16 protein-coding genes are annotated in these 26,919 nt (G+C 73.1%); 7 read left to right on the plus strand and 9 right to left on the minus strand.

Annotated elements, in window-relative coordinates; genetic code table 11:
• Complete coding sequence (locus CLV70_RS18935) at positions 1-7,143, minus strand: type I polyketide synthase (protein ID WP_106127842.1); 7,143 nt, start codon at positions 7,141-7,143, stop codon at positions 1-3.
• Between the two features lie 471 nt (positions 7,144-7,614).
• On the opposite strand from CLV70_RS18935, the gene CLV70_RS18945 reads away from it, so the two are divergent.
• Positions 7,615-8,217, plus strand: a complete 603-nt coding sequence (locus CLV70_RS18945) for a TetR/AcrR family transcriptional regulator (RefSeq protein ID WP_106127843.1) — start codon at positions 7,615-7,617, stop codon at positions 8,215-8,217.
• Between the two features lie 16 nt (positions 8,218-8,233).
• On the opposite strand, the gene CLV70_RS18950 is transcribed toward CLV70_RS18945, so the two are convergent.
• The 4 genes from CLV70_RS18950 to rsmA form a co-directional block, all read right to left on the minus strand.
• A complete protein-coding gene (locus CLV70_RS18950; protein WP_106127844.1) occupies positions 8,234-8,695 on the minus strand; it encodes a DUF4383 domain-containing protein in 462 nt (153 codons plus the stop codon).
• Positions 8,696-8,772: 77 nt separating this feature from the next.
• A complete protein-coding gene (locus CLV70_RS18955) occupies positions 8,773-10,590 on the minus strand; it encodes an ABC-F family ATP-binding cassette domain-containing protein (RefSeq protein WP_106127845.1) in 1,818 nt (605 codons plus the stop codon).
• 55 nt (positions 10,591-10,645) lie between these two features.
• Positions 10,646-11,593 carry a 4-(cytidine 5'-diphospho)-2-C-methyl-D-erythritol kinase gene (locus CLV70_RS18960; RefSeq protein ID WP_106127846.1) on the minus strand — a complete coding sequence of 316 codons (948 nt, stop codon included), beginning with the start codon at positions 11,591-11,593 and terminating at the stop codon, positions 10,646-10,648.
• A 16-nt stretch (positions 11,594-11,609) separates the two neighbouring features.
• Positions 11,610-12,509, minus strand: coding sequence for a 16S rRNA (adenine(1518)-N(6)/adenine(1519)-N(6))-dimethyltransferase RsmA (rsmA, locus tag CLV70_RS18965; RefSeq protein ID WP_106127847.1), 900 nt, complete (start codon positions 12,507-12,509; stop codon positions 11,610-11,612).
• A 183-nt stretch (positions 12,510-12,692) separates the two neighbouring features.
• On the opposite strand from rsmA, the gene CLV70_RS18970 reads away from it, so the two are divergent.
• Positions 12,693-13,112 carry a hypothetical protein gene (locus CLV70_RS18970; RefSeq protein ID WP_106127848.1) on the plus strand — a complete coding sequence of 140 codons (420 nt, stop codon included), beginning with the start codon at positions 12,693-12,695 and terminating at the stop codon, positions 13,110-13,112.
• A gap of 17 nt (positions 13,113-13,129) precedes the next feature.
• On the opposite strand, the gene CLV70_RS18975 is transcribed toward CLV70_RS18970, so the two are convergent.
• A complete protein-coding gene (locus CLV70_RS18975) occupies positions 13,130-14,020 on the minus strand; it encodes a TatD family hydrolase (protein WP_106127849.1) in 891 nt (296 codons plus the stop codon).
• Between the two features lie 104 nt (positions 14,021-14,124).
• Here CLV70_RS18975 and CLV70_RS18980 point away from each other — a divergent pair, with 104 nt between their 5' ends.
• Positions 14,125-15,159, plus strand: coding sequence for a hypothetical protein (locus CLV70_RS18980; protein ID WP_106127850.1), 1,035 nt, complete (start codon positions 14,125-14,127; stop codon positions 15,157-15,159).
• Positions 15,160-15,213: 54 nt separating this feature from the next.
• Here the strand turns inward: CLV70_RS18980 and CLV70_RS18985 are convergent, their stop codons facing one another.
• Entirely contained in the window at positions 15,214-16,530 is a 1,317-nt protein-coding gene (locus tag CLV70_RS18985; protein WP_106127851.1) for a PKD domain-containing protein, read from the minus strand.
• Between the two features lie 174 nt (positions 16,531-16,704).
• Positions 16,705-18,486: a methionine--tRNA ligase gene (gene metG, locus CLV70_RS18990; protein ID WP_106127852.1), complete on the minus strand. Its 1,782-nt coding sequence runs from the start codon at positions 18,484-18,486 to the stop codon at positions 16,705-16,707.
• A 120-nt stretch (positions 18,487-18,606) separates the two neighbouring features.
• Between metG and CLV70_RS39725 the strand changes: the two genes are divergently transcribed.
• The gene (locus tag CLV70_RS39725) at positions 18,607-19,683 is read left to right on the plus strand and encodes a hypothetical protein (protein WP_158277784.1); all 1,077 of its coding nucleotides are present in this window, start codon (positions 18,607-18,609) and stop codon (positions 19,681-19,683) included.
• A gap of 54 nt (positions 19,684-19,737) precedes the next feature.
• On the opposite strand, the gene rsmI is transcribed toward CLV70_RS39725, so the two are convergent.
• Positions 19,738-20,589, minus strand: coding sequence for a 16S rRNA (cytidine(1402)-2'-O)-methyltransferase (gene rsmI / locus CLV70_RS19005; protein ID WP_106127855.1), 852 nt, complete (start codon positions 20,587-20,589; stop codon positions 19,738-19,740).
• A gap of 346 nt (positions 20,590-20,935) precedes the next feature.
• Here rsmI and CLV70_RS19010 point away from each other — a divergent pair, with 346 nt between their 5' ends.
• The 3 genes from CLV70_RS19010 (at position 20,936) to CLV70_RS19020 (ending at position 26,846) form a co-directional block, all read left to right on the plus strand.
• Entirely contained in the window at positions 20,936-22,522 is a 1,587-nt protein-coding gene (locus tag CLV70_RS19010; RefSeq protein WP_106127856.1) for a dolichyl-phosphate-mannose--protein mannosyltransferase, read from the plus strand.
• 740 nt (positions 22,523-23,262) lie between these two features.
• Positions 23,263-24,261: a hypothetical protein gene (locus CLV70_RS19015; RefSeq protein WP_146164096.1), complete on the plus strand. Its 999-nt coding sequence runs from the start codon at positions 23,263-23,265 to the stop codon at positions 24,259-24,261.
• Positions 24,258-26,846, plus strand: a complete 2,589-nt coding sequence (locus CLV70_RS19020; RefSeq protein ID WP_245908317.1) for a bifunctional polysaccharide deacetylase/glycosyltransferase family 2 protein — start codon at positions 24,258-24,260, stop codon at positions 26,844-26,846. The genes CLV70_RS19015 and CLV70_RS19020 overlap by 4 nt, the downstream gene beginning before the upstream one ends.
• The last annotated feature ends 73 nt before the right edge of the window (positions 26,847-26,919 follow it).

Raw genomic sequence — 26,919 nt, forward strand, 5'->3', positions numbered from 1 at the left:
TTACCAGCCCGAGGCGGTCAGCACGACCGACGGGGCGTCGCCCCAGGCCAGCTCGCGCAGCAGGCTCAGCGCGCCCTCCTCCGGGTCGATCAGGCCGATGCCGCGGCGGGCGTACTCGGCCGTCAGCTCCGGCGTGACCATGCCGCCGTGCGCGCCGACCGGGGCCCACGGCCCCCAGTGCACGGTGAGCGCGCGGTGGCCGGTGGCCTGCGACCAGCGGCCGCCCATCGCGTCGAGCGCGTCGTTGGCGGCGGCGTAGTCGCTCTGGCCCCGGTTGCCGTACGCGGCGGCGATGCTGCCGAACATCACGACGAACTTCGGCGCGGCGCCGCAGGCCTCCAGGGCCTCGAGCACCGACCGGGCGCCGTCCACCTTGGTGCGGAACACCCGCTCGAAGGAGGCCGGGTCCTTGTCGCCGATCAGCTTGTCCTCGATGATCCCGGCCGCGTAGACCAGGCCGTCGAGGCGGCCGTACTCGTCGTGGATGCGCTTGACCAGCCGGCGGGTGGCCTCGTCGTCGCGGACGTCCAGCGAGTGGTAGCGCACCTGCGCGCCCAGCTCGGTCAGCTCCGCGACGGTGGCGTTGACCTCCCGGGCGGCCAGGATCGCCGACGCGGTGCGGTCGATGTCGGCCGGGGAACGCATCCCCCGCGCCGCCAGCGCCTTGCGCAGGGCCGCCTTGTCACCGGCGGCGGCCAGCTCGGGGTCCTCGTCGGTCTGCGGCAGCGGCGTGCGCCCGACCAGCTCCACCCTGCACCGGGAGGCGGCGGCGACCGTACGCGCGAACCACGGCGTGATCCCCCGCGCCCCGCCGATGAGCACCACCACCGAGTCCTGCTCGAGCCCGATCGCGCGGGCCTCGGCCACGCCGTCACCGGCCGGTCCGGCGCCGCCGTCGGCCAGCATGCCCAGCCCCGACTCGGTGAGCCGGCCGATCAGCCGCCCGCCGGTGCGCCGGTGCACGACCGGAGCCGTGGTGGCGTCGCGCAGTTCCTCGACGAGCCCCTGAGCCACGTCGTCGGCGGTCGCCTCGGCGTCGACCTCGACGTAGCGGGCGACCGTCTCCGGATACTCCCGGGCGATGGTGCGGAACAGGCCGGTCAGCCCGTCCGTACGCGTGCCGGCGGCCGCGGATCCCGCCGCCACCAGCCAGCGCGGCCCGGAGGCCAGCGCCTGCTGCAGGAACGCGAAGGCGTCGGGCAGCAGCGGCGCGCCGCCGTCGGTCAGGCCGTCGAGCAGGATGACGCCGTCCAGGCCGGCCGGGTCGTCCGCGGTGGAGCCGGTCACGCCGCTCGCGCCCGCCTCGGCCAGCAACTCGGCCAGCCGGGCGCCGGCCGCGCCGCCGCCGGTGATGAGGAAGCGGGCCCCGGCGAGACCCGGCCCGGGCGTCTCGGCGGGCGCCACGGACTCCAGGCGCGCGATCAGCCGCTGGGGCGCGATGCCCACCCTGGGCGGGGCCTCGCTCTCCTCGGCCCTGACCTCTAACGCGGCGACCGCCGGGGCCGCGGCGGGCGCGGCGTTGATGCGGGTGTCCAGCCAGGCCACCATCGCGCGAACGGTACGGGCCTTGACCAGGTCCTCCAGCTCCGACTCGTCACCCTCGACCGCCAGACCCAGCTTGTCGGCGACCTCGCCGGCCACCTCCGCACGCTTGATCGAGTCGACGCTCAGATCCGCTTCCAGGTCCAGGTCGAGCTCGATCAGCTCCTCCGGGTAACCGGTGCGCTCACTGATCACCGCGAGCACGGCACCCTGCACGTCGATCGCGGGCGTGGCCGCCGGGGCCGGCGCCGCGACCGCGACAGCGGCGGCGGGTGCCGCCGGGGCGGACACGTTGATTCGGGTGTCGAGCCAGCTCACCATCGCGCGGACGGTACGGGCCTTGACCAGGTCCTCCAGCTCCGACTCGTCACCCTCGACCGCCAGACCCAGCTTGCTGGCGACCTCGCCGGCCACCTCCGCACGCTTGATCGAGTCGACGCTCAGATCCGCTTCCAGGTCCAGGTCGAGCTCGATCAGCTCCTCCGGGTAACCGGTGCGCTCACTGATCACCGCGAGCACGGCACCCTGCACGTCGAGGCCGGGGCTCGCCGCCGGGGCCAGCACGGCCTCGGTCTCGGCGACCGTCGGGTAGTGCACCGCCGCCACCGAGGCGGTGGCCGGGGCCGGCGACACCGGAGCGGCCGGCGAGACCTGCCGGGGCACGGCCACCGGCGCGGGGGCCAGCGCCTGCACCGGTGCGGGCACCGCCTCGCCCGGCTGCCAGACCATCCGGCCGCCGGAGCCCTCACCCAGGTACGCGAGCAGCACGTCGCGCTGGGTGGCGATCAGGTCCCGGCTCGTCCGCAGGAACTCGCTGACCAGGTCGCTGCGGCTGTCGCGGGCGCCCTCGGGCCCCTGCACTGAGGTCATCGTGAACTCCTCGATCTCGATGCGCCGGGCGGGGGTCATCCCGCCGGGCAGGCACTGTCCGTCGCGGTCGCGTACGGCCTGACCGTCGACGGTCCAGGTCGGACGGTGCGGCGCCGGGATCTCCGGGCCGGTGGTGTCGCGGCCGGCGAAGAGCCAGCCGGTCTGTACGGGCACCCCCGCGCAGGCCAGCTCGGCCGCGGCGGTGAGCAGGGCGCGCAGGCCCTGCCCGGGGCGGCCGTCGACGGTGACGACCGTGTGCGGGCGGTCGCCGAGCACGGCACCGACCAGGCCCGCGAGGACCTGGCCGGGACCGGCCTCGACGAAGATGCGGGCGCCGGCCGCGTACATGGCCTCGACCTGCTCGACGAAGCGGACCGGGGCACCGATCTGCGCGGCGAGCCCGTCGCGCACGGCGGCGGCCTCGGCCGGGTACGGCTCGGCGCTGCGGTTCGACCAGACCGGCACGTCCGGGACGCCGATGTCCCGGGTGGCGAGCACCCCGGCGAAGGCGGCCGACCCCTCGGCCACCACCGGGCTGTGGAACGCGGCCGCGACCGGGATGCCCCGGGCCCGCAGGCCGGCCTCCTTGAGCGCGGCCGTGGCCCGGCCGATCGCCGCGGTCGGACCGGAGATCACGATCTGGGTGGGAGCGTTGTGGTTGGCCAGCACGACCTCGCCGGCGAGGCCCGCGGCGTCGAGAGCGGCCCGCACCTGGTCGGCGGTGCCGCTGACGGCGGCCATCGTGCCCGGGTCGTCGCCCGCGGCGGCGAGGATGGCGTCGGCGCGCTCGCGGCTCAGGTCGAGCAGCGTGGCCGGGTCGAAGGCGCCCGTGGTGCACAGCGCCACCAGCTCGCCGTAGCTGTGACCGCCGGCCATGTCCGGGCGTACGCCGAGGCGGCGCAGCACGTGGTCGACGGCGAGCCCGCCGATGCCCAGGACCGGCTGGGCGACGCGGGTGTCGCGGACGCGCTCCTGCTGGGCCTTCGCGGTGTCCTCGTCGAACGCCGTCGGCGGGAAGAGCAGGTCCGCCCAGTCCCGGCCGAGTTCGAGGTACTCGCGCAGCTCCGGGAAGGCGACGAACAGGTCGGCGAGGGCGCCCGGCTTCTGGCTGCCCTGGCCGGGGAAGAGGAACGCCACCTTGCCGGGCTCGGTCGCGGCCGGCGGCTGGATCAGGCCGAGGCGCGGGTCGTGCTCGCCGTCGAGCGCCCGGCGCAGCAGCCCGGCGAGGTCGTCCACGTCGGACGCGACGACCGCGATGCGCACCGGACCGGTCCGCGGGTCGGACTCGCGGGCGGACGCGGCGGCGAGCTCCCGCAGCAGCCCGGTGCCGGGCAGCTTGTCGAGCAGCTTGCGGGCGGCGCGCTGGGCGGCCTCCACCGTGGTGCCGCGGAACAGGAACAGCTCGGCCGGCCACTCCTGGCGGGTGTGCCGGGGGTCCGCGGTCGCCGGGTGGGCCTCCAGCACGACGTGGAAGTTGGTGCCGCCGAAACCGAACGCGCTGACCCCGGCGATCCGCTCCTCGGGCGGCGCGGCCCACGGGCGGGTCTCGGTGTGGAACGCGAACGGGCTGGCCTCCGGGCTCCACGCCGGGTTGGGCCGGGTGAGCCCGATCGTCGGCGGCTTGACCCCGGTGTGCACGGCGAGCGCGGCCTTGATCACGCCGGCCATGCCCGCGGCGCACTTGGTGTGGCCGATCTGCGACTTGACCGAGCCGAGGACCGCGCCGCCGGGGCGGGCCCCGTTCTCGGTGAAGAGCTTGGTCAGCGTCTCCAGCTCGGTACGGTCGCCGACCACCGTGCCGGTGCCGTGCGCCTCGACCAGGCCGACCTGGCTCGGCGAGATGCCGGCCCCGGCGTACGCCCGGTCGAGCGCCCGCCGCTGACCCTCGGCGCGCGGCGCGGTCAGGCCCAGCGCCCGGCCGTCGCTGGCGCCGCCGAGGCCCTTGATGACGGCGTACACGCGGTCGCCGTCGCGCTCGGCATCGGCCAGCCGCTTGAGCACCACGGCCGCGACGCCCTCGCCCAGCGCGATGCCGTCCCCGGTGCTGTCGAAGGTGCGGCAGCGGCCGGTCGGCGAGAGCGCGTGCGCCGAGGTGAACATCAGGTAGTCGTTGATGCCGTTGTGCAGGTCCGCGCCGCCGCAGATCATCAGGTCGCTGTCGCCGGAGCGCAGCTCCTTGCACGCGGAGTCCATGGCGGCCAGCGAGGAGGCGCAGGCGGCGTCCACCGTGTAGTTCGGGCCGCCCAGGTCCAGGCGGTTGGCGACCCGGCCGGCGATGACGTTGGCCAGCACCCCGGGGAACGTGTCCTCGGTGACGGTCGGCAGCAGCCCCTGCATCTGCTCGGGCACCTCGCCGAGGTAACCGGGCAGCAGCGTACGCAGGGTCTGCGTCTGGCTCATGTCGCTGCCCGCCTCGGCACCGAACACCACGCCGGTCTTGCCGTGGTCGAAGCCGGAGTCGTACGCGTACCCCGCGTCCACCAGCGCCCGGTGCGAGATCTCCAGCGCGAGCAGCTGGGTGGGGTCGATGCTGGCCAGGGCCGCGGGCGGGATGCCGTACTTGATGGCGTCGAACGGCACCGGGTCGATGAAGCCGCCCCACTTCGAGACGGTGATCCGGCCGGTCTGCCCGGGCCCGACCTCCGGTGCGTAGTACGTGTCGACGTCCCAGCGGTCCGCGGGCACCTCGCCGACCCGGTTGGCGCCGCTGACCACGGTCTCCCAGAAGCTGGCGAGGTCGGGCGAGCCGGGGAAGACGCAGGCCATGCCGACGATCGCGATGTCCAGCGGGTCCGCGGCCTCCGGCTCGAGCACCGGGTCGAGGCCGAGGTCGGCGCGCAGCTCGGTGACGCGATCGGCGTGGACGGCGACGGCCGCGGAGGTGACCTGCTCGTGCAGACCGGCGATCGTGGTGGCGGCGTCGCGCAGCACGGCGACCTGGCCGGCCATGAACAGACCCTCGGCCGCCTGGGTGGCCTCGTCGACGGTGACCAGCTGGTCGCCGTCGCGGGTCAGGCCCTTGCTGGCGATCCGCAGCCGGCCCACGTTGAGCATCTCGAGCTGTTCCCAGACGACGCGGTTCTCCACGCCCGCGTCCTCGAGCTGCTCACGCACGCTGTGGAAGTCGTCGACGAAGCCCGACTGGAGGCACCGGGTCGCGTGGCCGGGCGCGGTCTCCAGCAGCGCCGTGGCCGTCGCGTCGATCGCCTGCTGCTGGAACAGCGGCTGGATCGCGCCGTGCGTCACGGCTTCCTCGGTGAACAGGTACGCCGTACCCATCAGCACCCCGACCTGGGCACCGCGGCGGGTGAGCGGACCGGCCATGGCGGCCACCATCGCCGCCGACCGCTCGTCGTGGATGCCGCCGGCGAAGAAGATCTGCAGCTCGGCGGCGGTCTCCTCGGGGCGGCCGGCGAGGAACTCGGTCAGCACGCCGAGTTGCGCCTCCCACAGCGGGAAGCTGGCCCGCGGCCCGACGTGGCCGCCGCACTCGGCGCCCTCGAAGATGAACTTGCGGGAGCCGGCCTGGAGGAACTGCCGCAGCAACCCGGGCGACGGCACGTGCAGGAACGAGCTGATGCCGTCGGCCTCGAGCCCCTTGGCCTGGGCGGGACGGCCGCCGGCGATGATCGCCACCGCGGGCCGGATCTCCCGGATGACCTCGATCTGCGCCGCACGCAGCTGTTCCGGGGCGAAGCCCAGCACGCCGACGCCCCAGGGCCGGTCGCCGAGCGTGGCGGCGGCCTCGGTGAGCATCCGGCGGGTCTGCTCGGCGTTGGCGAGGGCGAGCGCGATGAAGGGCAGGGCTCCGCCGTCGGCCACGGAGCCGGCGAACCCGGCGACGTCGCTCACCCGGGTCATCGGGCCCTGGGCCACGGGAAGCTCGACGCCGAGCGTACGGGCCAGCGGCGCACCCGGCCGCAGTGCCTCGCCGGCGTCCGGGTCCCCGAGGGCGTCGAGGACCGCGTCGCGGATGCCGCGTACGGCGGTGGCGGTGTCGGCGTACCGCTTCGCGAAGTCGGCCGCCAGCCAGCCGTCCTGGCCGACCGGGAGCAGGACGCCGTCGCAGTCGAGGCCCCGCATGCCGTCGCGGAGCACGGTCTCGGTGCCGTCCATCCGGCGGATCAGGGCCTGTGCCCGATCGGGCAATGTGGACTCCGAGAGCAGCAGCAGCTGGGTGTCGAGCAGGACGCCCGCCGCGCCGCCGACCACACAGGCCGCCGCGGTGTGCGGGCCGATGCCGCCGGCCGCCCAGACCGGCACGCCGACGCCGACGAGCTGCTGGAGGAGAACGAACGAGCTGAGCTCGCTGACCCGGCCGCCGGACTCCATTCCGCGGGCGACCAGCCCGTGCGCGCCGGCTTCCACGGCCGCGTGGGCCTCGGCGAGCGAGGCGACCTCCACGAGGACGCGGTGCCGGGCGGCCAGCTCGGCGACGTCCCAGCCCGAGTCGGCGGTGACGATCACGAGCTCGACCGCCGTGCCGGCGACCCGCTCGAGGTCGGCGGGGGTGGCGGTGCAGGCGGCGGTGACGCGGACACCCAGTCCGGAGCCGGCGCGGCGGGCGGCGCGGGCCAGCACCCGCAGGCTCCACGCGTCTCCCGCGCCCAGGTCGAGGACGCCCACGCCGCCGGCCCGGGCGGCCGCGGCGACCTGGTGGGGGCTTGCTTCCAGCCCGGCACCGCCGCTGACGGCGAGCACCAGTGACGTCGTCTGTCGCACTGTCTTCATCGGACTCCAGCCTCGTGGAACGGACACGGTGGCACAGGCGGGCAAGTCAAGGGAGGAGAGAAAAATGTCGATACATGAATGCTGCTCGTAGCGGACGTTATCGATCCCTCATTACAAAGCCGTTACACCATCTCGATGGAAAAGGTGCAGAATTTTTCGTCCTCGGTGCACCTTTCCGGCGCGACCGCCCGGTATATCAGGCCAGGTCAGTAGGACTTCCGGGTATTCCGATCAGGTTCTTTGCGCAAACGGCAACCGGACCGTTCCGCGGCCTTTACACGGTTACGGAGTAACGGTGGCCGATGTCCGATGTGAAGTGTGCGTTAAGGCACCCGGGCAAGGGGGCCGGGCTGGCAGGATGGCCGGGTGACCGAGCAGAACGAGACCAGCAACGAGCCACGGGGGCGCCACCCGCGGACGGCCGCGGCGCCGGGCCGGGCCGGGGCGGCGCCGGCCTCGTCCCGGGTCCGCATGTCCGCGGCACAGCGGCGCGAGCAGCTCATCGCCACCGGCCGGCAGCTCTTCGCGGAGCGCGGTTTCGACGCCACCTCGGTGGAGGAGGTCGCCTCCCGCGCGAAGGTCTCGAAGCCCGTCGTCTACGAGCACTTCGGCGGCAAGGAGGGCCTCTACGCGGTGGTCGTCGACCGGGAGGTGCGCGCCCTGCTGGACCGCATCGCCGCGGCCCTGACCGCAGGGCACCCCCGCGAGTTGCTCGAACAGGCGGCGCTCGCCCTGCTCGACTACATCGAGGAGGAGCCGCACGGCTTCCGGGTGCTGGTCCGCGAGTCCCCCGCCCTGCAGCCGGCGGGCAACTTCTCCAGCGTGATGAACGACGTGGCGCACCAGGTCGAGCACATCCTCGGCGCCGAGTTCAGGACGCGCGGCCTCGACCCCAAGTTCGCCGAGCTCTACTCACAGGCGCTGGTGGGCATGGTGGCGCTGGTCGGCCAGTGGTGGCCGGAGGCGCGCAAGCCGAAGAAGGAGATGGTGGCCGCGCACCTGGTGAACCTGGCCTGGAACGGCCTGTCCCATCTGGAGAAGAAGCCGGCCCTGCTGACCCGCAGGACCCGCTGACCGACCTCGACGGGGATCAGGCGTTCTGCGCCTCACGGGCCTGGCGCGGCTCGCCGGCCTCCGGCTCGGGCGCGACCTTGCTGTAGAGCCCGGCCATGATCAGCACCAGGCCCAGCAGGTACGTGACCACGACGGTGGAGATGCTGAAGTCCAGGAAGTTGGCATCCGTGCGGATCACCGCGAGCTCGTAGCTGCCGACGACCAGCAGGCCCCAGCCGAAGTACTTGTCCACCTCGACGTCGGAGTTGCGCCCGATGACCGTGGCGAGCAGCACGATGGCGCCGATCAGCACCGACACGATCGACCAGAACAGGTTGGTGTCCTGGCCGAGCACCCGGTCGCCGCCGTTGCCGAACAGGCCGTCGCCGGAGGTGAGGATGACCCCGAGGATGCCGAAGACGACGAAGTAGGCCCCGGTCAGCGCGCCCAGGGCGCGGTAGATCGGCCGCAGCGGGTGGTTGACCGGATTGTGCGCCATGGTGTCCGTCTCCAACGTCGGTATGTGTCACGAGGATTCTCGCGCATCACGCTAGCGGGCGCAGGAGCACCCCCGGATCAAGCGTCTCCGACCTGCTCCGCGAGCTCCAGCCAGGCCTCCTCGACCTGGCTCCGTTCCGCCTGAGCGGCCTTGAGCTGAGCGTCCAGCTCCATGATCTTGTCGTAGTCGCTGCCGTGCTCGGCCAGCCCCTCGTTGATCTTCGCGATCCGGTCCTCCAGCTTGGCGAGCTGCCGTTCGAGCCGGTTCAGGTCCTTCTTCGCGGTCCGCAGCTCGGCCGCCGACATGCCGCCGCCCGCCGGCATCGCGGCGCCCGGCACCGGCTCCAGGCCCGGCGCGGTCGCCACCGGGACGTTCGCCGGGCTGCCGGCCAGCCGCGCGAGGTATTCGTCGATGCCGCCCGGCAGGTGCACCAGCCGGCCGTCGCCGAACATCCCGTACGCGGTGTCGGTCACGCGCTCGACCAGGTAGCGGTCGTGGCTGGCCACCACCATCGTCCCCGGCCAGGAGTCGAGCAGGTCCTCCAGCGAGGCGAGGGTGTCGGTGTCCAGGTCGTTGGTCGGCTCGTCGAGCAGCAGCACGTTGGGCTCCGTCGCGAGCAGGCGCAGCAGCTGCAGCCGGCGCCGCTCACCACCGGAGAGGTCGCCCACCGGGGTCCAGATGCGCTTGTCGGTGAAGCCGAAGACCTCGGCGAGCTGGCCCGCCGACAGCTCCCGGTCGCCGAGCTTGACCCGCTTGGCCACCTCCTCGACGGCCTCCAGCAGGCGCAGGTGCCCCGGCAGCTCGCGCAGCTCCTGGGACAGGAACGCGGGCCGCACGGTCGAGCCGGTCACCAGGCGCCCGCCGTCCGGCTCGGTGACCCCGGCGAGCAGGCGCAGCAGGGTGGTCTTGCCCGCGCCGTTGGCACCCAGGATCGCGATCCGGTCGCCGGGCCCCACCTGCCAGGTCAGCTCCGGGAAGATCGTCTTGGGCCCGGCCTGGAGGCGGACGCCCTCCAGGTCGTACACCTGCTTGCCCAGCCGGGTGGTGGCCAGGCGCTGGAGGCTCACCTTGTCGCGCACCGGCGGCACGTCGGCGATGAGGGCGTTGGCCGCGTCGATGCGGAACTGCGGCTTCGACGTCCGCGCCGGCGGCCCGCGCCGCAGCCAGGCGATCTCCTTGCGGAGCAGGTTCTGCCGGCGGGCCTCGACGGCCGCCGCGACGCGCTGACGTTCCGCGCGGGCGAGGGTCCAGGCCGCATAACCGCCCTCGTACGCCTGAACCTGCTCGTCGACGACCTCCCACGTCGCGGTGCACACCGCGTCGAGGAACCAGCGGTCGTGCGTGACGACCACCAGCGCACCCCGGCGGCCGAGGAGGTAGCGGGCGAGCCAGTCGACCCCGGCGACGTCGAGATGGTTGGTGGGCTCGTCGAGGATCAGCAGATCGGACTCGCGGACGAGCAGCGCCGCGAGGGCGACCCGGCGGCGCTCCCCGCCGGACATCGGTCCGACCGGGGTCTCCAGGCCGAGGTAGCCCATGCCGAGCCCGTCGAGGATCTCGCGGACCCCGGCGTCGCCGGCCCACTCGTGCTCGGCGCCCATGCCCTCGGCCAGCCAGGCGGTGCCGAGCACGACGTCGCGCACGGTCGCCTCGGCGGCGAGGGTCAGGTTCTGCGGAAGGGCGGCGACCCGCAGGTCACGGCGGTGGGTGACCCGGCCGGAGTCGGGTTCCTCGACCTTGGCGAGCATCCGCAACAGGGTCGACTTCCCGGCGCCGTTGAGGCCGACGATGCCCACCCGGGCGTCGTCGTCCAGCCCGAGGGAGACGTCGGTGAGCAGCTGACCGGCGGCGCCGTAACCCTTGTTGACCCGGTCCAGATTGACGATGTTGGCCACGATGCCGTCAAGCCTACCTTGACGCGCGACAAGTGCCGGAGCGAGGGGCCCCGGGTCAGACCGCGCGGGCGCCCGGCATCGGCCCGCGGGCGGCCACCACCGTCCGGCACACACCGGCCGCGGCCAGGCGGGATGCCACCTGCTCGGCGTGCGGGCCGTCGGTGGCGAGGAACACGCACGTCGGCCCGGAGCCGGAGACGATGCCCGTGACCGCGCCCGCGTCGTAGCCCGCCTTGAGCACGTCGGCGAGCGCCGGGCGCAGCGACAGGGCGGCCGGCTGGAGGTCGTTGGCGAGGGCCGCGCCCAGCACCTCGGGCTTGCGCTGGCGCAGCGCGCCCATCAGCTCGTCCGGGCTCTCCAGCGCGGCCGGCGGCCACGGGCCGTCCCGCAGCCGGTCGAGCTCCCGGTAGACCGCCGGGGTGGACAGGCCGCCGTCGGCGATCGCGACCACCCAGTGCCAGGTCGTCGGCCGGGCCAGGATCGGGCTGACCGCCTCGCCGTGGCCGGTGCCCAGCGCGGTGCCGCCGTACAGCAGGAACGGCACGTCGGAGCCCAGCTCGGCACCGATCTCGGCGAGCTCGTCCTTGCTGAAGCCGGTGCCCCACAGCAGGTCGCAGGCGAGCAGGGCGGCCGCGGCGTCGGCGCTGCCCCCGGCCAGCCCGCCGGCCAGCGGGATGGTCTTGCGCAGGTGCAGCCGGGCGTGGGCGGGGACGCGCGCCCGGCGGGCCAGCGCCCGCGCGGCCCGGATGATCAGATTGCTCTCGTCCAGCTCCAGCTCGCCGGCGCCCTCACCCTCCATGGTCAGGGCGAGGGTGTCGCCCCGGCGCGCGGTGAGCTCGTCGAACAGGCTGATCGCGTGGTAGACGGTGCTCAGCTCGTGGAAGCCGTCGGCGCGCAGCGGACCCACGCCGAGATGCAGATTGATCTTGGCGGGCACGCGCACGCGCACCGGGCCGGGGAAGGGGCGCGGCTTGTCGTCGTCCGGCCCCCACGCCTCCGTCACGGAGCGATGTCCCGGGTCATGAATTCCCATCCTCGTGCCGCCGGCCGGTCGCGCTGAGCTTACCGCCGTACCCCAGCGAGCTCGCGGCAGCCGCGACCGCGGCGAACTCGCCCACCGTCAGCGACTCCCCCCGGGCCTGGGGGTTGACGCCCGCGGCCACCAGCACCTCCTCGGCCCGGCCGGCCCCACCGGCCCAGCCGGCCAGCGCCGCCCGCAACGTCTTGCGCCGCTGCGCGAACGCGGCGTCGACCACGTCGAACACCGCCGCGCGCGGCACGTCGAACCCCTGCTCCCGGCGGGAGAACGCGACCAGGCCCGAGTCGACGTTGGGCACCGGCCAGAAGACCGCCGGGGGTACGCGACCAGCGGCGCGAGCGCTCGCGTACCAGGCGAGCTTGACCGACGGGACGCCGTACACCTTCGAGCCGGGCCCCGCGACGAGCCGGTCCGCCACCTCCTTCTGCACCATGACCAGCCCGCCCCGCAGCGTGGGCAGGACGGCGAGCAGGTGCAGCACGACCGGCACGGCGACGTTGTACGGCAGGTTCGCCACCAGCATGCTCGGCGCGGGCGAGAACGCCCCGGCGGTGACCCGCAACGCGTCGGCGGGGTGCACGGTGAGCTTCCCGGCGTCGGCCCGCTCCGCGACGGTGGTGGGCAGGGCGGCGGCCAGCACCGGATCGATCTCGACCGCGTGCACGTGGGCGGCGGCACCGAGCAGGCCCAGCGTGAGCGACCCGAGCCCCGGGCCGACCTCCAGCACGACGTCGTCGCCGGTCAGCCCGGCCGCCGCGACGATGCGCCGCACGGTGTTCGGGTCGTGCACGAAGTTCTGGCCGAGCTTCTTCGTCGGCGCGACCCCGAGGCGCGCGGCGAGCTCCCGGATCTCCGCCGGGCCGAGCAGTGCGTCAGCCATGAGGCCACAGCCTACGGCGCTTGCCGCGGGCGCCCGCGCTGGACGGCGACCTGCCCCGTCGATCGCGTGACGGTGGGTGATGGCGCCGCGACGAGGCGCGCCGACCGGCCGGGATAGCGCCGATCGCATGACGCTCGGTGACGGGGCAGCGGCAAGGTGCGCCGAGGGAGTACAACGAGGGGCATGACGGAGCTGCTCGAGCTGCGGGGCGTGGTCGAGGCGTCACCCGACGAGGTGGCCGCGGTGCTGCTCGACGCGCGGCCCGGCGGGCGGTCACCGATCGCGGCGACCGGCGCGGCCAAGCCGGCGAAGGGCGACGAGTTCACCGTCACGAAGGACGGCAGCACCATCACCGTGACGATCGACCGGCTCGCCCGCTCGATCGCCCAGCAGGGCGAGTGGTGGTATCGCGGGGTCACGAGCGTCGAGCCCGACGAGCGCGGATCGCTGGTCGTCCACCGCGTCTTCAACATCGCGGCGGGACACCGCTGGGCGGTCCGCTTCGTGTCCCGCGGCCCGCTCAACGCCGCCCCGACGGCGTTCGCCAAGCTCCTCGGCGGCCTCGGCGAACGCCTGGACTGCGCCGCGTACCCCCTCGGCTAACGGGACCGCCGGCGTCCTCAGTGCCAGGGACCGAACACGCGGTCGCCGTTGGCGGAGATGGCCGCGCACAGCGTGTCGAGATCCCGGCCCGTCACCTCGGCCAGCGCCCGCACGGTCACCGGGATCAGATAGGAGGCGTTGGGCCGCCCCCGGTACGGCACCGGCGTCAGGTACGGCGCGTCCGTCTCCACCAGCATCTGCTCCGCCGGCGTGAGCGCGGCGGCCTCCCGCAGCCGCCCGGCGTTGGCGAACGTCACGGTGCCCGCGAAGCTGAGCAGATAGCCCCGGCGTACGCACTCGGCCGCGAACTCCGCGTCCCCCGAGAAGCAGTGCAGCACCACGACGTCCGGCGCGCCCTCCTCGTCGAGGATGCGCAGCACGTCGCTGTGCGCGTCACGATCGTGGATCACGAGGGGTTTGGCGTACCGCTTGGCGATGGCGATGTGCGTGCGGAAGCTGCGTTCCTGCGCGGGGCGGCCGGCTTCGCCCGTACGGAAGGTGTCCAGGCCTGTCTCGCCCAGGCCGCGCACCCGCGGCTCGGCGGCCAAAGTCTCGATCTCGCGCAGCGCCTCGTCGAGATCCGCGACGACCGGCGCCTCGTTGGGGTGCAGCGCCGCCGTCGCCAGCACCGACGGGTGTCGCGCGGCCAGCTCGGCACCCCAGCGGGAGGACGCCACGTCGACACCCACCTGCACGACGCGGTCCACACCGGACTTGGCGGCGGCCGCGATCAGCGCCTCGACCGGATCCCCGGTGCCACCGCCGGGCACGCCCGTCTCGTGGACGGTGATGTCGAGGTGGGTGTGGCTGTCGAAGACCGGCACGGCGAGCGGCTCGGGCGCGGGCGGGAACTCGCCGGCGCGGCGGGCGGAGCGCTGCTTGCGGGACTCGGACGGTTGCGTGTTCATCGCCGTCCAGCATCACACATCGCCGGGGTGAGACTTCTTTCACCAGAGGTCCGGGTAACCCGCCGTTCATCCGGTATCCACCTGCGACGCCTAGGTTGCTGCGCGTGACCGTGATCGGTGAGGAAGCCGCCGTCGCCGCCGACCCCCTCGAGCCGCCGCTGATGGCGCCGTTGCGGCGCGACCTCTCCTGGGCCCAGGTCCAGGCGATGAGCCAGTCCGCCGGGCACCGGCAGGACGCCGCGCTGCACAGCATCCGGGCCACGGCCGCCGTGCGGCGCGGCACCCGCATGATCAAGGTGCTCTCCGCGGCCCAGCTCGCGGGTCATCTGGCCGGCTGGCTTCCGTACGGCTTCTGCTACCGCGCCTGCGACATCGCCCACCTCCGGACGCCGGCGGAACTCGCCGTGCTGCGCACCGACGGCGCCGGGGACGACGCGGTCGCGTACGCCCTGCGCTGGCGGGCCACCGACCCGCTCGACTTCGAGATCCCGATGGGCGCCGTCCAGTCCGGACTGTCCGCCCTGCCGGCCCACTCCCGGATCGGCGCGATGGTGCTGGGCACCGGCTTCACGCCGAGCACCGACGACCTGATCCCGGAGTTCGTCACCGCGGACTTCGCCGACCTGCCGATGCCGGCGAACGCCCAGCTGCTCGCCTATCCCGGCACCGGCGACGAGGTGGTGCTGTACACGTACCAGCCCGAGCAGCACGGGTGGCTGCGCCTGGCCGGGCCGCGCTGGCGGCACCTGCTCGAGGGGGTGCCGGGGGTCAGCCCGGACCGCGAGTACGTGCCCTGCACCGACGCCGGCTCCTCGCGCCTGGTCGGCCGGATCAACGAGAACGAGTACCAGGCGGTGGCCGATCCGCCCGAGGATTTCCGGGTACGCGCGCTGACCCGGGCGGCCCGCTACGCCGTGCAGTCCCTGTCCCGCCGCGCCGAGCAGGCGCTGTGGCGCAACGTCCCGACCTGGGTGCTGCAACGCGACGAGAGCTGGGCCCGCCTCCGGCTGGTACGCCCCGACGCCGACGCGGTCTCCGCCGTGGGGGCGCGCTGTTACGAACGCGGGGTGTACGAGGTGTGGGCGCCCGTACGCGAACTCACCGACCACCACATCGCGGAGCTGCGGTACCAGATCTGACGACGACGCGGGGCCCGGCGCATCGCACCGAGCCCCCGTCACGCACAGCTTCCGTCAGCTACGGGTGATCTTCGACGAGACCGAGGCCCACTTGCTGCCGTTGTCGCCCCAGTCGAACGCCCTCGCGTCGATGTAGAGGGTGCCCTTCTTGAGGCCCTTCAGCCGCAGCGACCACTTGCCCTTGCTCGGCTTCACCGCGACGGGCGCGCAGTTGTTGTACTCCTCCTCGGAGTACACCCGCTTCCACGTCTTGCGCGGGGTGAAGCAGTACACCGCGTTGCCGTTGATCCGGGTGGCCCACACGAAGACGTACGGCACGCCCGCGCCCTTGTCCTTGACCGTGCCGGTGGCGTACTTCCAGGACTTGAGCCGGTTGGCCTTGCTCGGCTTCTTGACCTTGAGGGTCGGCTTCCAGGAGTCCTTCTTGACCGTCAGCTGGGCGGCGTAGAACGAGGACGAGGCACCGTTCTTGTTGTAGAAGGTGGCCCGGATGGTGACCTTGCCCCGGACCAGCCCACCGTTCTTGTGGTGGTAGTAGACGCCGGTGACCGACTGGTTCCGGCCGGAGACGGCGCCGTTGTAGCCGTCACCCGTGTTCAGCCAGATCTTGGTGGTGCCGGCCGGGACGTTGCTGATGGTGAACTTGAACGTCTGGCCCGGCCACACGCTGTACTTGTCCAGCTTGAACTTGCCGGGAGTCGTCACGCTGACCGTGTTCGAGCTCGCGGCGGCCTTGCCGGTGTTGCCGGCCGCGTCCCGGAGGGTCACCGTGATCGTGTAGCGGCCGTTCCTCGTGTACTGCTTCTTGACCGGCGCCTGGCCCGCGTACAGCGTGCTGGACGTGCCGTCGCCCCAGCTGACGACGCGGCTGATCTGGTCGGGGCCGCTGGTGTCGTCGCTGATCGCGCCCTGGGTCAGGGTGACCCGCTGGCCGATCCAGAGCGAGGTCGCGCTCAGCGAGAAGCGGCCCACCGGCGCGGTCACGTCGAGGGGGTCCGGCGACGGCGACGGCGAGACCGGGCCGGGGTCCGGCGTGGTCGGGTCGGGGTCCGGCGTCGGCGCGGACGGGTCGGTGGTCGGTTCCGTGGTCGGATCCGGGGCCGGCGTGGTCGGCTCGGTCGGGTCCGGCGCCGGGTCCTCGGAGGCGGGCGGCTCGGACGGCTCGCCGGACGGTTCCGGCGTCGTCGGCTCGACGACCGGCGGCGTGGACGGGTCGTCGCCGGCCGGCTCGTCGCCGAGCGCGGCGTGGGCCGCGGCGGTCGAGTCACGCGGGTCGGAGGCGAAGGCGGGTGAGGCGCCGAGGGCGCCGCCCGCCAGCAGCGCACCGCTGACGGCTACTGCCAGCAGCGGGCGGGACAGACGAACGTTCAAGGAAACTCCTCTTCGAGGGGATGACCTTGACGAGAGGAGACATGACGACACGGCACGGCCCCGTTCCGATGGAACGGGACCGTACCGATGAAACGCAAGCGTTTCCCCCGTGGTCGGCGCTGAAGGTACCCGATGGGAGCTACGCCGATCAATCCATATAGGTCGTCCGTACGGTCAGGAACCGAGCCGCTCCAACTCCTCCTCGACCACCGACGGGTCGAGCTTGCGGAAGACCGGCTTCGGGGCGGCCAGCGGCGTCCCGGCCACCAGCGGCACCGACTCCCACCGGGCTCCGGCCGAATAGTCGCCGGTCAGCACCGGATAGGCCGGGCCGCCGTCGAGATCCTCGACCTCCACGATGGACGGCATCGGCGCGTGCACCCCGGTGCCGCCGAGCAGCTCGTGCACCTTCTGCGCCGAGTGCGGCAGGAAGGGGGTCAGCAGCGTGTTGGCGTCGCTGACGACCTGGAGGGCGACGTGCAGGATCGTGCCCATCCGCGGCTTGGACGCCTCGTCCTTCAGCTTCCAGGGCGCCTGGTCGGAGAGATACTTGTTCGCCTCGGCGACCACTCGCATCGCCTCGCCGATCGCCGCCTTCTGGCGGTGCCGGCCGATCAGGTCGCCGACGGTGGCGAAGCCCGCGCGGGCCGCCTCCAGCAGCGCCCGGTCGTCGTCGGTCAGCTCGCCGGCCTCGGGGATCGCGCCGAAGTTCTTGGCCGCCATCGAGATCGACCGGTTGACCAGGTTGCCCCAGCCGGCGACGAGTTCGTCGTTGTTGCGCCGGACGAACTCCGCCCAGGTGAAGTCGGTGTCGTTGGACTCCGGCCCGGCCGCCGCGATGAAGTAGCGCAGGGCGTCGGCGTCGTAGCGCTCGAGGAAGTCCCGGACGTAGATGACGACCTTGCGCGACGACGAGAACTTGCGGCCCTCCATCGTCAGGTACTCGCTCGAGACGACCTCGGTGGGCAGGTTGAGCGCGCCCAGCGAACCCGGCGTGCCGCCCTTGTCGCCCTCGCCCGAGTAGCCGAGCAGCAGCGACGGCCAGATCACCGAGTGGAAGACGATGTTGTCCTTGCCCATGAAGTAGTAGCCGAGCGCCTCGTCCTGCCACCAGCGGCGCCAGGCGTCCGGGTCGCCCGAGCGGCGGGCCCACTCGATGGAGGCCGACAGGTAGCCGATGACCGCGTCGAACCAGACGTAGATGCGCTTGTCGGACCGGTCGCGCCAGCCGTCCAGCGGGATCGGTACGCCCCACTCCAGATCCCGCGTGATCGCCCGGGGTTGCAGGTCCTCGAGCAGGTTCCTGGAGAACTTGAGCACGTTGGGACGCCAGCCCTCGCGCGCGTCCAGCCACTTGCCCAGCGCCTCGGCGAAGGCCGGCAGGTCGAGGAAGAAGTGCTCGGTCTCGACGAACTCCGGGGTCTCCCCGTTGATCCGGGAACGCGGGTTGATCAGCTGCTCGGGGTCGAGCTGGTTGCCGCAGTTGTCGCACTGGTCGCCGCGGGCGCTCTCGTAGCCGCAGATCGGGCACGTGCCCTCGATGTAGCGGTCGGGCAGGGTGCGCCCGGTCGACGGGGAGATCGCGCCCAGCGTGGTCTTCGCGACGATGTAGCCGTTCTCGTGCAGGCCCGTGAACAGCTCCTGCACGACCGCGTAGTGGTTGCGCGTCGTCGTGCGGGTGAACAGGTCGTACGACAGCCCGAGGCCGTGCAGGTCCTCGACGATGACCCGGTTGTAGCGGTCGGCGAGCTCACGGGGCGTGACCCCGTCGGCGTCGGCCTGCACCTGGATCGGCGTGCCGTGCTCGTCGGTGCCCGAGACCATGAGCACGTCGTGTCCGGCCATCCGCATGTACCGGCTGAACACGTCGGAGGGCACCCCGAAGCCGGAGACATGACCGATGTGGCGCGGGCCGTTGGCGTAGGGCCAGGCGACCGCGGCGAGAACGTGACTCATGACGACCAAGCGTAGTGACTGCCGGGCCGGGCCCGCGAGCCGACGGGCATCAGCCCTTTTTGTGCCGACACGCCCGTCATGTCCCGGAACCAGGGCGAGCGCCGTAGTCCAATGGGACCCATGACCGGAGACTCGCCGCAGCCTGGGGAAACACGGCGCACCGCGGAGGAGCCGGCCGGCCCGGGCGAGCCACGCCCCGGCGTCACCGAGGAAGCCACGATCATGGACGTGCTCGCCGCGCTGCCCGCCGACGAGATCCAGGCGGCGGCCGCGGCCGCTCCCGACGTCATGGTCCTCCCGGAACCCGCGGCCCTCCCGGAACCCGCGGCCCTCCCGGAACCCGCGGCCCTCCCCGAGCCCGCGGCCCTCCCCGAGCCCGCGGCTTTGCCGGGACCCGCGGCCCTTCCGGAGGCCGCGGTCCTTCCGGGGGCCGAGCGCCACGCGGTCTTTGCGGACGCCGAGCGGAACCGGCCGACCGTCGCGCTGGACCGCACGGCTGTGCCGGGTCAGGCCCCGGCGGGCCGGCCGCGGCACGACCCGGCCCGCGCCGACCGGCAGATCCAGGACCGGGTACGCGCGGAGCGAACGTCCGCCCTGCTCGAAACGTCCCCGTTCTGGCAGCGGCAGGACGACGCTGCCGCCCCCGAGCCCGCGGAACGCCCGGCCCGCCCCGCCCGGCCGCGGCGGCCCCGTACCCGCGAACCCCGCCGCCCGGGCACCGGACTCCTGGCCCTGCTCGCCCTCGCCCTGGTGGCCATGTTCTTCTCCTGGGTCAGCGCCGAGCCGTTCTGGCTCGCGGTGGGCCACGGCCACGAGGGCACCGCAACGGTCGCCCGCTGCACCGGCGCGGGCGTCACCCAGCGCTGCACCGGCCAGTTCGCCACCGCCGACGGCGCCGCCATCGTGCGCCCGGTCGCCCTGATGGGCATCGACCCGGCCGTCCGGGCCCCCGGCTCCAGCGCCGCGGCCCGCATGGTGAGCCTGGACAGCAGGCAGGCGTACGCCGGGGAGACCGGCCTGCTGGTGCACCTGCGCTGGTCACTCGGCTTCGTGCTGGTGGCGCTGTGCGGGCTGGGCATCGCCGGCCTCACCGGCGCCAGGCGGCTGGAGACGCCCCGGGCCCGCCGCACCGCGCTGCTGATCAGCCTGGCCGGCCCGCTCGCCCTCCTGGCCGGCTTCCTCGCCGCCGCCTACTGAGCGCCGCGCAACCCCGCGGGCCCGAGCCGGCCGGCGTTCATCGAGCGCGGCGGCCTATCCGGTGGCGTGCACGAGCTCGTAGACCTCGCGTTTGCGCAGCCCGTACGCGTCGGCCACCGCCTGGATGGCGTCCCGCCGCGTGACGCCGGCGGCCTCGCGCTCGGCGACCGCCGCCCGCAGGTCCGCATCGGCGGGCCGCTCGGCCGGCCCGGACGGCGCACCGGCGACCACGACGGTGATCTCCCCGCGCGGCCCGGCCTCGGCGGACCAGGCGGCCAGCTCGCCGAGCGGCCCCCGGCGGATCTCCTCGTACGTCTTCGTCAGCTCCCGGCACACCGCGGCGTCCCGCTCGGTCCCGAACACCCCGGCCAGGTCCTCGAGCATCCCGGTGATCCGGTGCGGCGCCTCGAAGAACACCAGCGTGCGCGGCTCGGCGGCGAGCTCCCGCAGCCGCGACCGCCGGCCCGAACCGGAACGCGGCAGGAAGCCCTCGAAGCAGAACCGGTCGCTGGGCAACCCGGAGAGGGCCAACGCGGTCGTCACGGCGCTGGGCCCGGGCGCCGCCGTCACCGGAAAGCCGGCGTCGAGCGCCGCGCGGACCAGCCGATACCCCGGGTCGGACACGCTGGGCATGCCCCCGTCGGTCACAACCGCGACCACCGCACCGCCGCGCAGGGCCTCTACCAGATCCGGCGTACGCCGCTCCTCATTGCCCTCGAAGTACGACACGATCCGGCCGCCCACGGTGATGCCCAGGTCCCGCGCCAGCCGCGTGAGCCGCCGCGTGTCCTCGGCGGCCACGACATCGGCACCGGCCAGGACCTCCCGCAGCCGCACGGAGGCGTCCCCGACATTGCCGAGCGGCGCCCCGACCAGCACGACCCGACCGGTCCCGTTCTCGTCCACGCCCCGAGTCCATCACACCCGCCCCGCCCGGCCACCCCCAGGCACCACCCACCGCCGCACCCCGCCGGCCCGCCGCGGCCCCGGCCCACCCCGGCCCCGGTCCACCGCGGTCCAGGCCCCGCGGTCCAGGCCCACCCCGACCTCCGGTCCACCGCGGTCCAGGTCCACCGCGGTCCGGGCTCATCCGCGAGCCCTGCCGATCCCCGTCGTGGGCCGGCCCACCATCACCCTCCGGCCCGCCGCGACCCCGCAGGTCGCCGGTCGTGTCCGCTCCTCCGCCACACCGGGTGCCGTCCGTGACCGCCTCCAGGCACTGGGTACTGGACGGGCAGCCTACGATCGCGGGGTGACTTCGGCGACAGCGGAGACAGACGCCCCGAGCCCGCCGCCCGCGGACGAGCCGGGCGAAGGCGCCAACCAGGGCGTACGCGGCGCTCCCGATGCCGTGCGGCGCCGGTTGGCGACGCTCGACAACTGGCTCAACCCGTACTCGTGGCTGGTCACGGCGCTCATCGTGAGCATCGCGGCGGTGCTCCGGCTGGTCGGGGTCGACCGCCCGAAGGGGTACATTTTCGACGAGGTCTACTACCCGACCGACGCCTGGGACATGCTCCAGCACGGCGTCGAGTGGGACGAGAAGGTCAACGGCCCGGCGTACGTGGTGCATCCACCGCTCGGCAAGTGGCTGATCGCGCTCGGCGAGAAGGCGTTCGGTAACAACGAGCTGGGCTGGCGCTTCCCCGCCGCGATCGCCGGCACGCTGATGATCCTGGTGCTGATCCGCGTCGCCTACCGGCTGTTCCACTCGATCGTGCTGGCCGGCGCGGCGGGCCTGCTGATGACCCTCGACGGCTTCCAGCTCGTGCTCTCCCGCACCTCCCTGCTCGACATCTTCCTCGGCCTGTTCATCCTGATGACCTTCGCGTCGCTGCTGCTCGACCGTGACCACTACCGCCGGCGCTGGCTCCGTGCCCTGGAGAACGGCTACGACCCCGCGGGTCCGCGCAACCCGCCGCTGATCTTCCCGTGGTGGCTGATGGTCGCCGGCATAACCTTCGGGCTGGCCTGCGGCGTCAAGTGGAGCGCCCTGTTCTTCGCCCCGTTCTTCGCCCTGCTCGTGATCGTGTGGCGGGTGCAGGCCCGCCGCTCGGCCGGGGCAGACCATGCGGTGCTCCGGGGCATCTTCGGCGGCCTCGGCTACCTGATCCTCAGCTTCGTCCTCACGGTCGTCATCTACCTGGCCACCTGGACCGGCTGGTTCGTCACCAACACCGGCTACTTCCGGCACTACCGGCAGGCCAACGGGATGGACGAGCCACCGGTCCTGGGTGCGCTGCTCAACCTCATGCACTACCACTACGAGGCGTACACGTTCCACAGCGGGCTGACGGACCGGCACCCGTACCAGTCCTGGCCGTGGCAATGGTTGCTGCTCGGCCGGCCGGTCGCCTTCTCCTGGAAGAGCAACGGCAACTGCGGCGCGCCCAGCTGCGCGGCGGAGATCCTGCTCCTGGGTACGCCCCTGCTCTGGTGGTCGTTCCTCCCGGCGCTGGCCGCGCTGGTCTGGTTCGGCATCGCCCGCCGCGACTGGCGGGCCCTCGCCATCGGTACGGGCGTGGTCGCGGGCCTGCTCCCCTGGTTCTACTTCGCGGTGGCCGACGGCCGCACCATGTTCTCCTTCTACGCGCTGCCGGCGCTGCCGTTCCTGATCCTGGCGGTGGTCTACACCCTGGGCGCCATCATGACCCCACCCGGGGGCGTCGCGGCCGGCGAGCGGCGCACGGACCGGCAACTGATAGGCACCATCGTGGCCGGGGTCTACGTGCTCCTGGTCGCCCTCTGCTTCGCCTACTTCCACCCGATCTTCGTGGGCCAACTCATCCCGTACGACGACTGGTCGGCCCGCATGTGGCTGGGCAGCCGCTGGATCTAGCCTCCCGGCCGACGCCTCCCGGCCGACGCCTCCCGGCCGACGCCTCCCGGCCGACGCCTCCCGGCCGGGTGCTCGCTCACGGCCGGGTGCTCGCTCACGGCCGGTCCGGCGCCGTTCACCCGCGGGCTCTTCCAGTCCGGGCCGGTCTCATCCGGCGCGGGATTCTGACGGGGCGCCGGGGCTGAGAACAGAAGAGCCGCCACGGCGACACAGTGGCGGCATAGGCAACGCCCCGATCGCCTGCCACGGGGGAAGCGGGCGATAGGGGCGCGCACAAGAAGCTTAACCACGGGGCGCTGACCAGCACAACGGCTGAGGTCCGCCCACCGGGCGAAAACTTCCGGGGAAAATGACGCCCATCGGGGAACGGGACTCGCGACACTCCCCGGGCATCTCGGCGAAGGCACGCGCACCACACCTCCCGGCGCGTCCTCGTGCGACAAAAGGTGCATACGTTATATTCGTTTTCTAAGCGACTTTTCCATTGGCGAATGCCATTCGGATAAGGGCCGTGGTCCAGTCGTCAATGCGACAGAAAATTGGTCGGCCAAATCGCGTAACCTTTTGACGCGGCGCCGTTTCCCGCAGGTCATCGACCGCCGCCAGATGCCTGCACACACCGCGGCCATCAGGTCAAACGCCGACGCTCACCGATTCGGATGATTCGACTACCGCATTCGGTGGTCAGCTGTTGGAGTGACCCCGAACAAGATCGCCGTAGATGTTCCTAAGCTCGCCGCGTGACATTGCAGGTGCCTGAGAATCAGCTTTCCGTCGACGCCGAGGTCCCCGATACCGAGGTGATCGTCGTCGCGCCGCCCTCGCCGGTCTTCGTGGACAAGACCGGACGCCGACGGCGGGTGCTGCGGCGGGTCGCGTACGGCTTCGGTGCCCTCTGCATGGTCTACGGGGGACTCATCAGCGTCAGCCTCGCCGGCGGCCCGGTCAGCCCGAGCGCCGTCCTGCCCCTGCCCGACCTCGCAGACGGCGACGAGGACGTGGTCGTGGCCCGGCCCAGCCCCACCCCGGAGCCGGTGACCGCGGTGCCGAGCACCCGCCCGGTGACCGAGGTCCTGCCCCGCCGCAATCCGCCGGCCACCCACAACACGGTCGAGTCCCGGGTGCTGCCCCGCTCGGCCACACCGACGGCCCGCGCGACGCGCACGCCGACGCCGGGACCGACCTCCAGGCGGCCGACCACCCCGACGACCACCACGAAACCCGTCGAATCGGGTACGACGAAGCCCGCCACCCCCGTCTCCACCCCACCCGTCGAGACCCCGACGACGCCGATCAACCCGGTCCCGCCGGACACGGGCGGCACCGGCGGCGGCACGGACGGCGGAACCACCGGAGGCACCGGCGGCGGCACCGGCACCGACTCAGGCGGCGGCTCCGGCGGCAGCTCAGGCGGCAGCTCAGGCGGCTCAGGCGGCTCAGGCGGCGGGTCGGGCGGCTCCGGAGGATCAGGCGGCGGGTCCGGCGGGTCCGGCGGGTCCGGCGGCGACAGCCCCGCGATCGACGGCGGCACGAGCGGCGGATCAGGCGGCTCCGGAGGATCAGGCGGCTCGGGCGGCGGAGGCACCGGAGGCACCGGAGGCAGCTCGGGCGGCAACGCCGGAGGCAGCTCAACCGGCGACAGCACCGGCAGCGGCACCCCGCCCGCCACCGACCCGTCCCCCCGCGACCCCACCGACCCCGCTCCGAAACCCGACCCCGATCCCGAGGCCTCCGCGTGACAACCGGCCGCAACCGCAACCGAAGCCGCTCCCGCCGCCGCATCCTCCCCCGGCCCCGCGTCATGCTCGGCGTGCTGCTGATCAGCCTGTTCGTCGGCATCCTCGTCGTGCAGGCGTACATCAACGCGGAGTTCACCGGCGACCACGTCGAGACGGAGGTCGGGGATCAGGCCGGGGTACCGGCCGCGATCCGCGGTGGCGGCCCGATCATCAACACCACCGGCGGCCAGGAGAGCTCGAGCCGGATGCCGGCCCGTACGATCGCCCTGACCTTCGACGACGGCCCCGATCCGACCTGGACGCCGAAGATCCTCGACCTGCTCGACGAGAACGACGCGCACGGCACCTTCTTCGTGGTCGGCTCCGAGGTCGCGCGCCACCCCGACCTCGCCAAGCGGATCACCGACCGGGGCAACGAGCTGGGCCTGCACACGTTCACCCACCCGAACCTGCAGCGGCTCGCGTCCTGGCGGCGCACGCTGGAGCTGTCGCAGACCCAGGTCGCCATCGCGCGCGCCGCCGGCGTACGCACGAACCTGGTGCGTTTCCCGTACTCGTCCAAGCCGCAGGCCATCGACGAGGTCAACTGGAAGATCGTCAAGGAGGCCGGCGAGCAGGGCTACCTGGTCGTGGTCAACGACCTGGACAGCGAGGACTGGCAGCGCCCGGGCGTGGGGCAGATCCTGCGCAACGCCACCCCGCCCGGCGACGAGGGCGCGGTGATCCTCTTCCACGATGCCGGCGGCGACCGCTCCCAGACCCTCGCGGCGCTCAAGACCTTCATACCCATGATGAAGGCCCGAGGGTACGCGTTCACGACCGTCACCGAGGGCATGAACCTCGCCATCGCGCAGCAGGAGGAGAAGAGGTCCGCGCAGGTCGTGCCGCTGCTCCCGGTCAATCCGGCGGCCGAGGCCCCGGACCGCTGGCGGGGCTCGGCGCTGCTGTGGACCGTACGTTTCGCCGACGGCCTGGTGTGGGTCATCGCCGGCCTCTTCCTCGTGGTCGGTCTGCTCACGGTCGGCCGTACCGTGCTGCTTCTCGTGCTCGCGACGCGGCACGCCCGGCAGCGCCGCAAGAAGACGTTCAGCTGGGGCCCGCCGGTGACCGACCCGGTGTCGGTGATCGTGCCCGCCTACAACGAGAAGGAGGGCATCGAGGCGGCCGTCCGTTCGCTGGCCGGCGGCGACTACCCGGACATCGAGGTGGTGGTCGTCGACGACGGTTCGACGGACGGCACCGCCGCGATCGTGGAACGCCTCGGGCTGCCCAACGTGCGGGTGATCCGCGTGCCGAACGGCGGCAAGGCGAACGCGCTGAACACGGGTGTCGCCCTGGCCCGGCACGACCTCATCGTCACGGTCGACGGCGACACCATCTTCGAGCCGGACTCGATCCGCATGCTGGTGCAGCCGTTCGCCAGCCCGGCGGTGGGCGCGGTGGCCGGGAACGTCAAGGTCGGCAACCGGGAGAAGCTGGTCTCGACCTGGCAGCACATCGAGTACGTGATCGGCTTCAACCTCGACCGCCGGCTCTACGAGGTGCTGAACTGCATGCCCACCGTCCCGGGGGCGATCGGGGCGTTCCGCCGTACGGCCCTGGCCGAGGTCGGCGGCATCAGCGACGAGACCCTCGCCGAGGACACCGACGTCACGATGGCGCTGTGCCGGGCCGGCTGGCGGGTCGTCTACGAGGAGCGCGCCAAGGCGTGGACGGAGGCACCGGCAACGCTCGAGCAGCTCTACCGGCAGCGTTACCGGTGGAGCTACGGCACCATGCAGGCGATGTGGAAGCACCGCAAGGCGCTCACCGATTCCGGCGACTCCGGCCGTTTCGGCCGGGTCGGCCTGCCGTTCCTCGCGCTCTTCGGGGTGGCGCTGCCGCTGCTCGCCCCGGTCGTGGACATCATGCTTCTGTACGGCCTGGTCTTCTGGGAACTCGGTGCCACGGTCACGGCGTGGTCGACCATGCTGGCCCTGCAACTCTTCACGGCGGCGGTGGCGTTCCGGTTCGACCGCGAGTCGCTGCGCCCGCTGTGGCGGCTGCCGCTCCAGCAGTTCGCGTACCGGCAGCTCATGTATCTGGTGTTGATCCAATCGGCGATGACCGCGATGACCGGAGCCCGCCTGCGCTGGCACAAGCTCCACCGCGCGGGCCTGACCCGGTCGGTGCCGGCGACGGAGAACCCGCCGATCCTGCCCCAGCAGACCATCGCACCGGTGATCGACAGCTGGCCCCCGAGCCGCGACCTGGCCCCGCCGTCGACCCACCCGGCCGCAGGCCGCGCCACCGCCCGCCCGCCGGTCCCGGCCCAGCCCTCAGCCCCGTCCGAGCCCTCCGCACCGTCCGAGCCCTCCGCACCGTCCGATCCTTCGGTGTCGTCGCAGTCGTCGGCGTCGCCCGCGCCTTCGGTGTCGTCGCAGTCGTCGGCGTCGCCCGCGCCCGCGGTGCCGTCCCAGTCGTCCGGGCCGCAGGATCGCATCCTGCCGCCCGAAGACCTCCCGTCGGCCGGCTCGCCCCCGGGCGGCGGCACCGGCCCCGTCTTCCTCAGCGGGGCTCAGGAGGCATCCCGCGGATCGAAGTAGCGCCACTGCCGGGCCCGATCCGCGGCATCGCCCCTGACCAGGCCCGCTCCCGCCCGAACTGCAGCCGGGCGGG

The organism is Pseudosporangium ferrugineum (assembly GCF_003002065.1).
Taxonomy (GTDB): domain Bacteria; phylum Actinomycetota; class Actinomycetes; order Mycobacteriales; family Micromonosporaceae; genus Actinoplanes; species Actinoplanes ferrugineus_A.

Coding starts and splice junctions, on each gene's coding strand:
- CLV70_RS18935 (WP_106127842.1), bottom strand. CDS start 7,143: ATGAAGACAGTGCGACAGACGACGTCACTGGTGCTCGCCGTCAGCGGC.
- CLV70_RS18945 (WP_106127843.1), top strand. CDS start 7,615: ATGTCCGCGGCACAGCGGCGCGAGCAGCTCATCGCCACCGGCCGGCAG.
- CLV70_RS18950 (WP_106127844.1), bottom strand. CDS start 8,695: ATGGCGCACAATCCGGTCAACCACCCGCTGCGGCCGATCTACCGCGCC.
- rsmA (WP_106127847.1), bottom strand. CDS start 12,509: ATGGCTGACGCACTGCTCGGCCCGGCGGAGATCCGGGAGCTCGCCGCG.
- CLV70_RS18970 (WP_106127848.1), top strand. CDS start 12,693: ATGACGGAGCTGCTCGAGCTGCGGGGCGTGGTCGAGGCGTCACCCGAC.
- CLV70_RS18975 (WP_106127849.1), bottom strand. CDS start 14,020: ATGAACACGCAACCGTCCGAGTCCCGCAAGCAGCGCTCCGCCCGCCGC.
- metG (WP_106127852.1), bottom strand. CDS start 18,486: ATGAGTCACGTTCTCGCCGCGGTCGCCTGGCCCTACGCCAACGGCCCG.
- CLV70_RS39725 (WP_158277784.1), top strand. CDS start 18,607: ATGACCGGAGACTCGCCGCAGCCTGGGGAAACACGGCGCACCGCGGAG.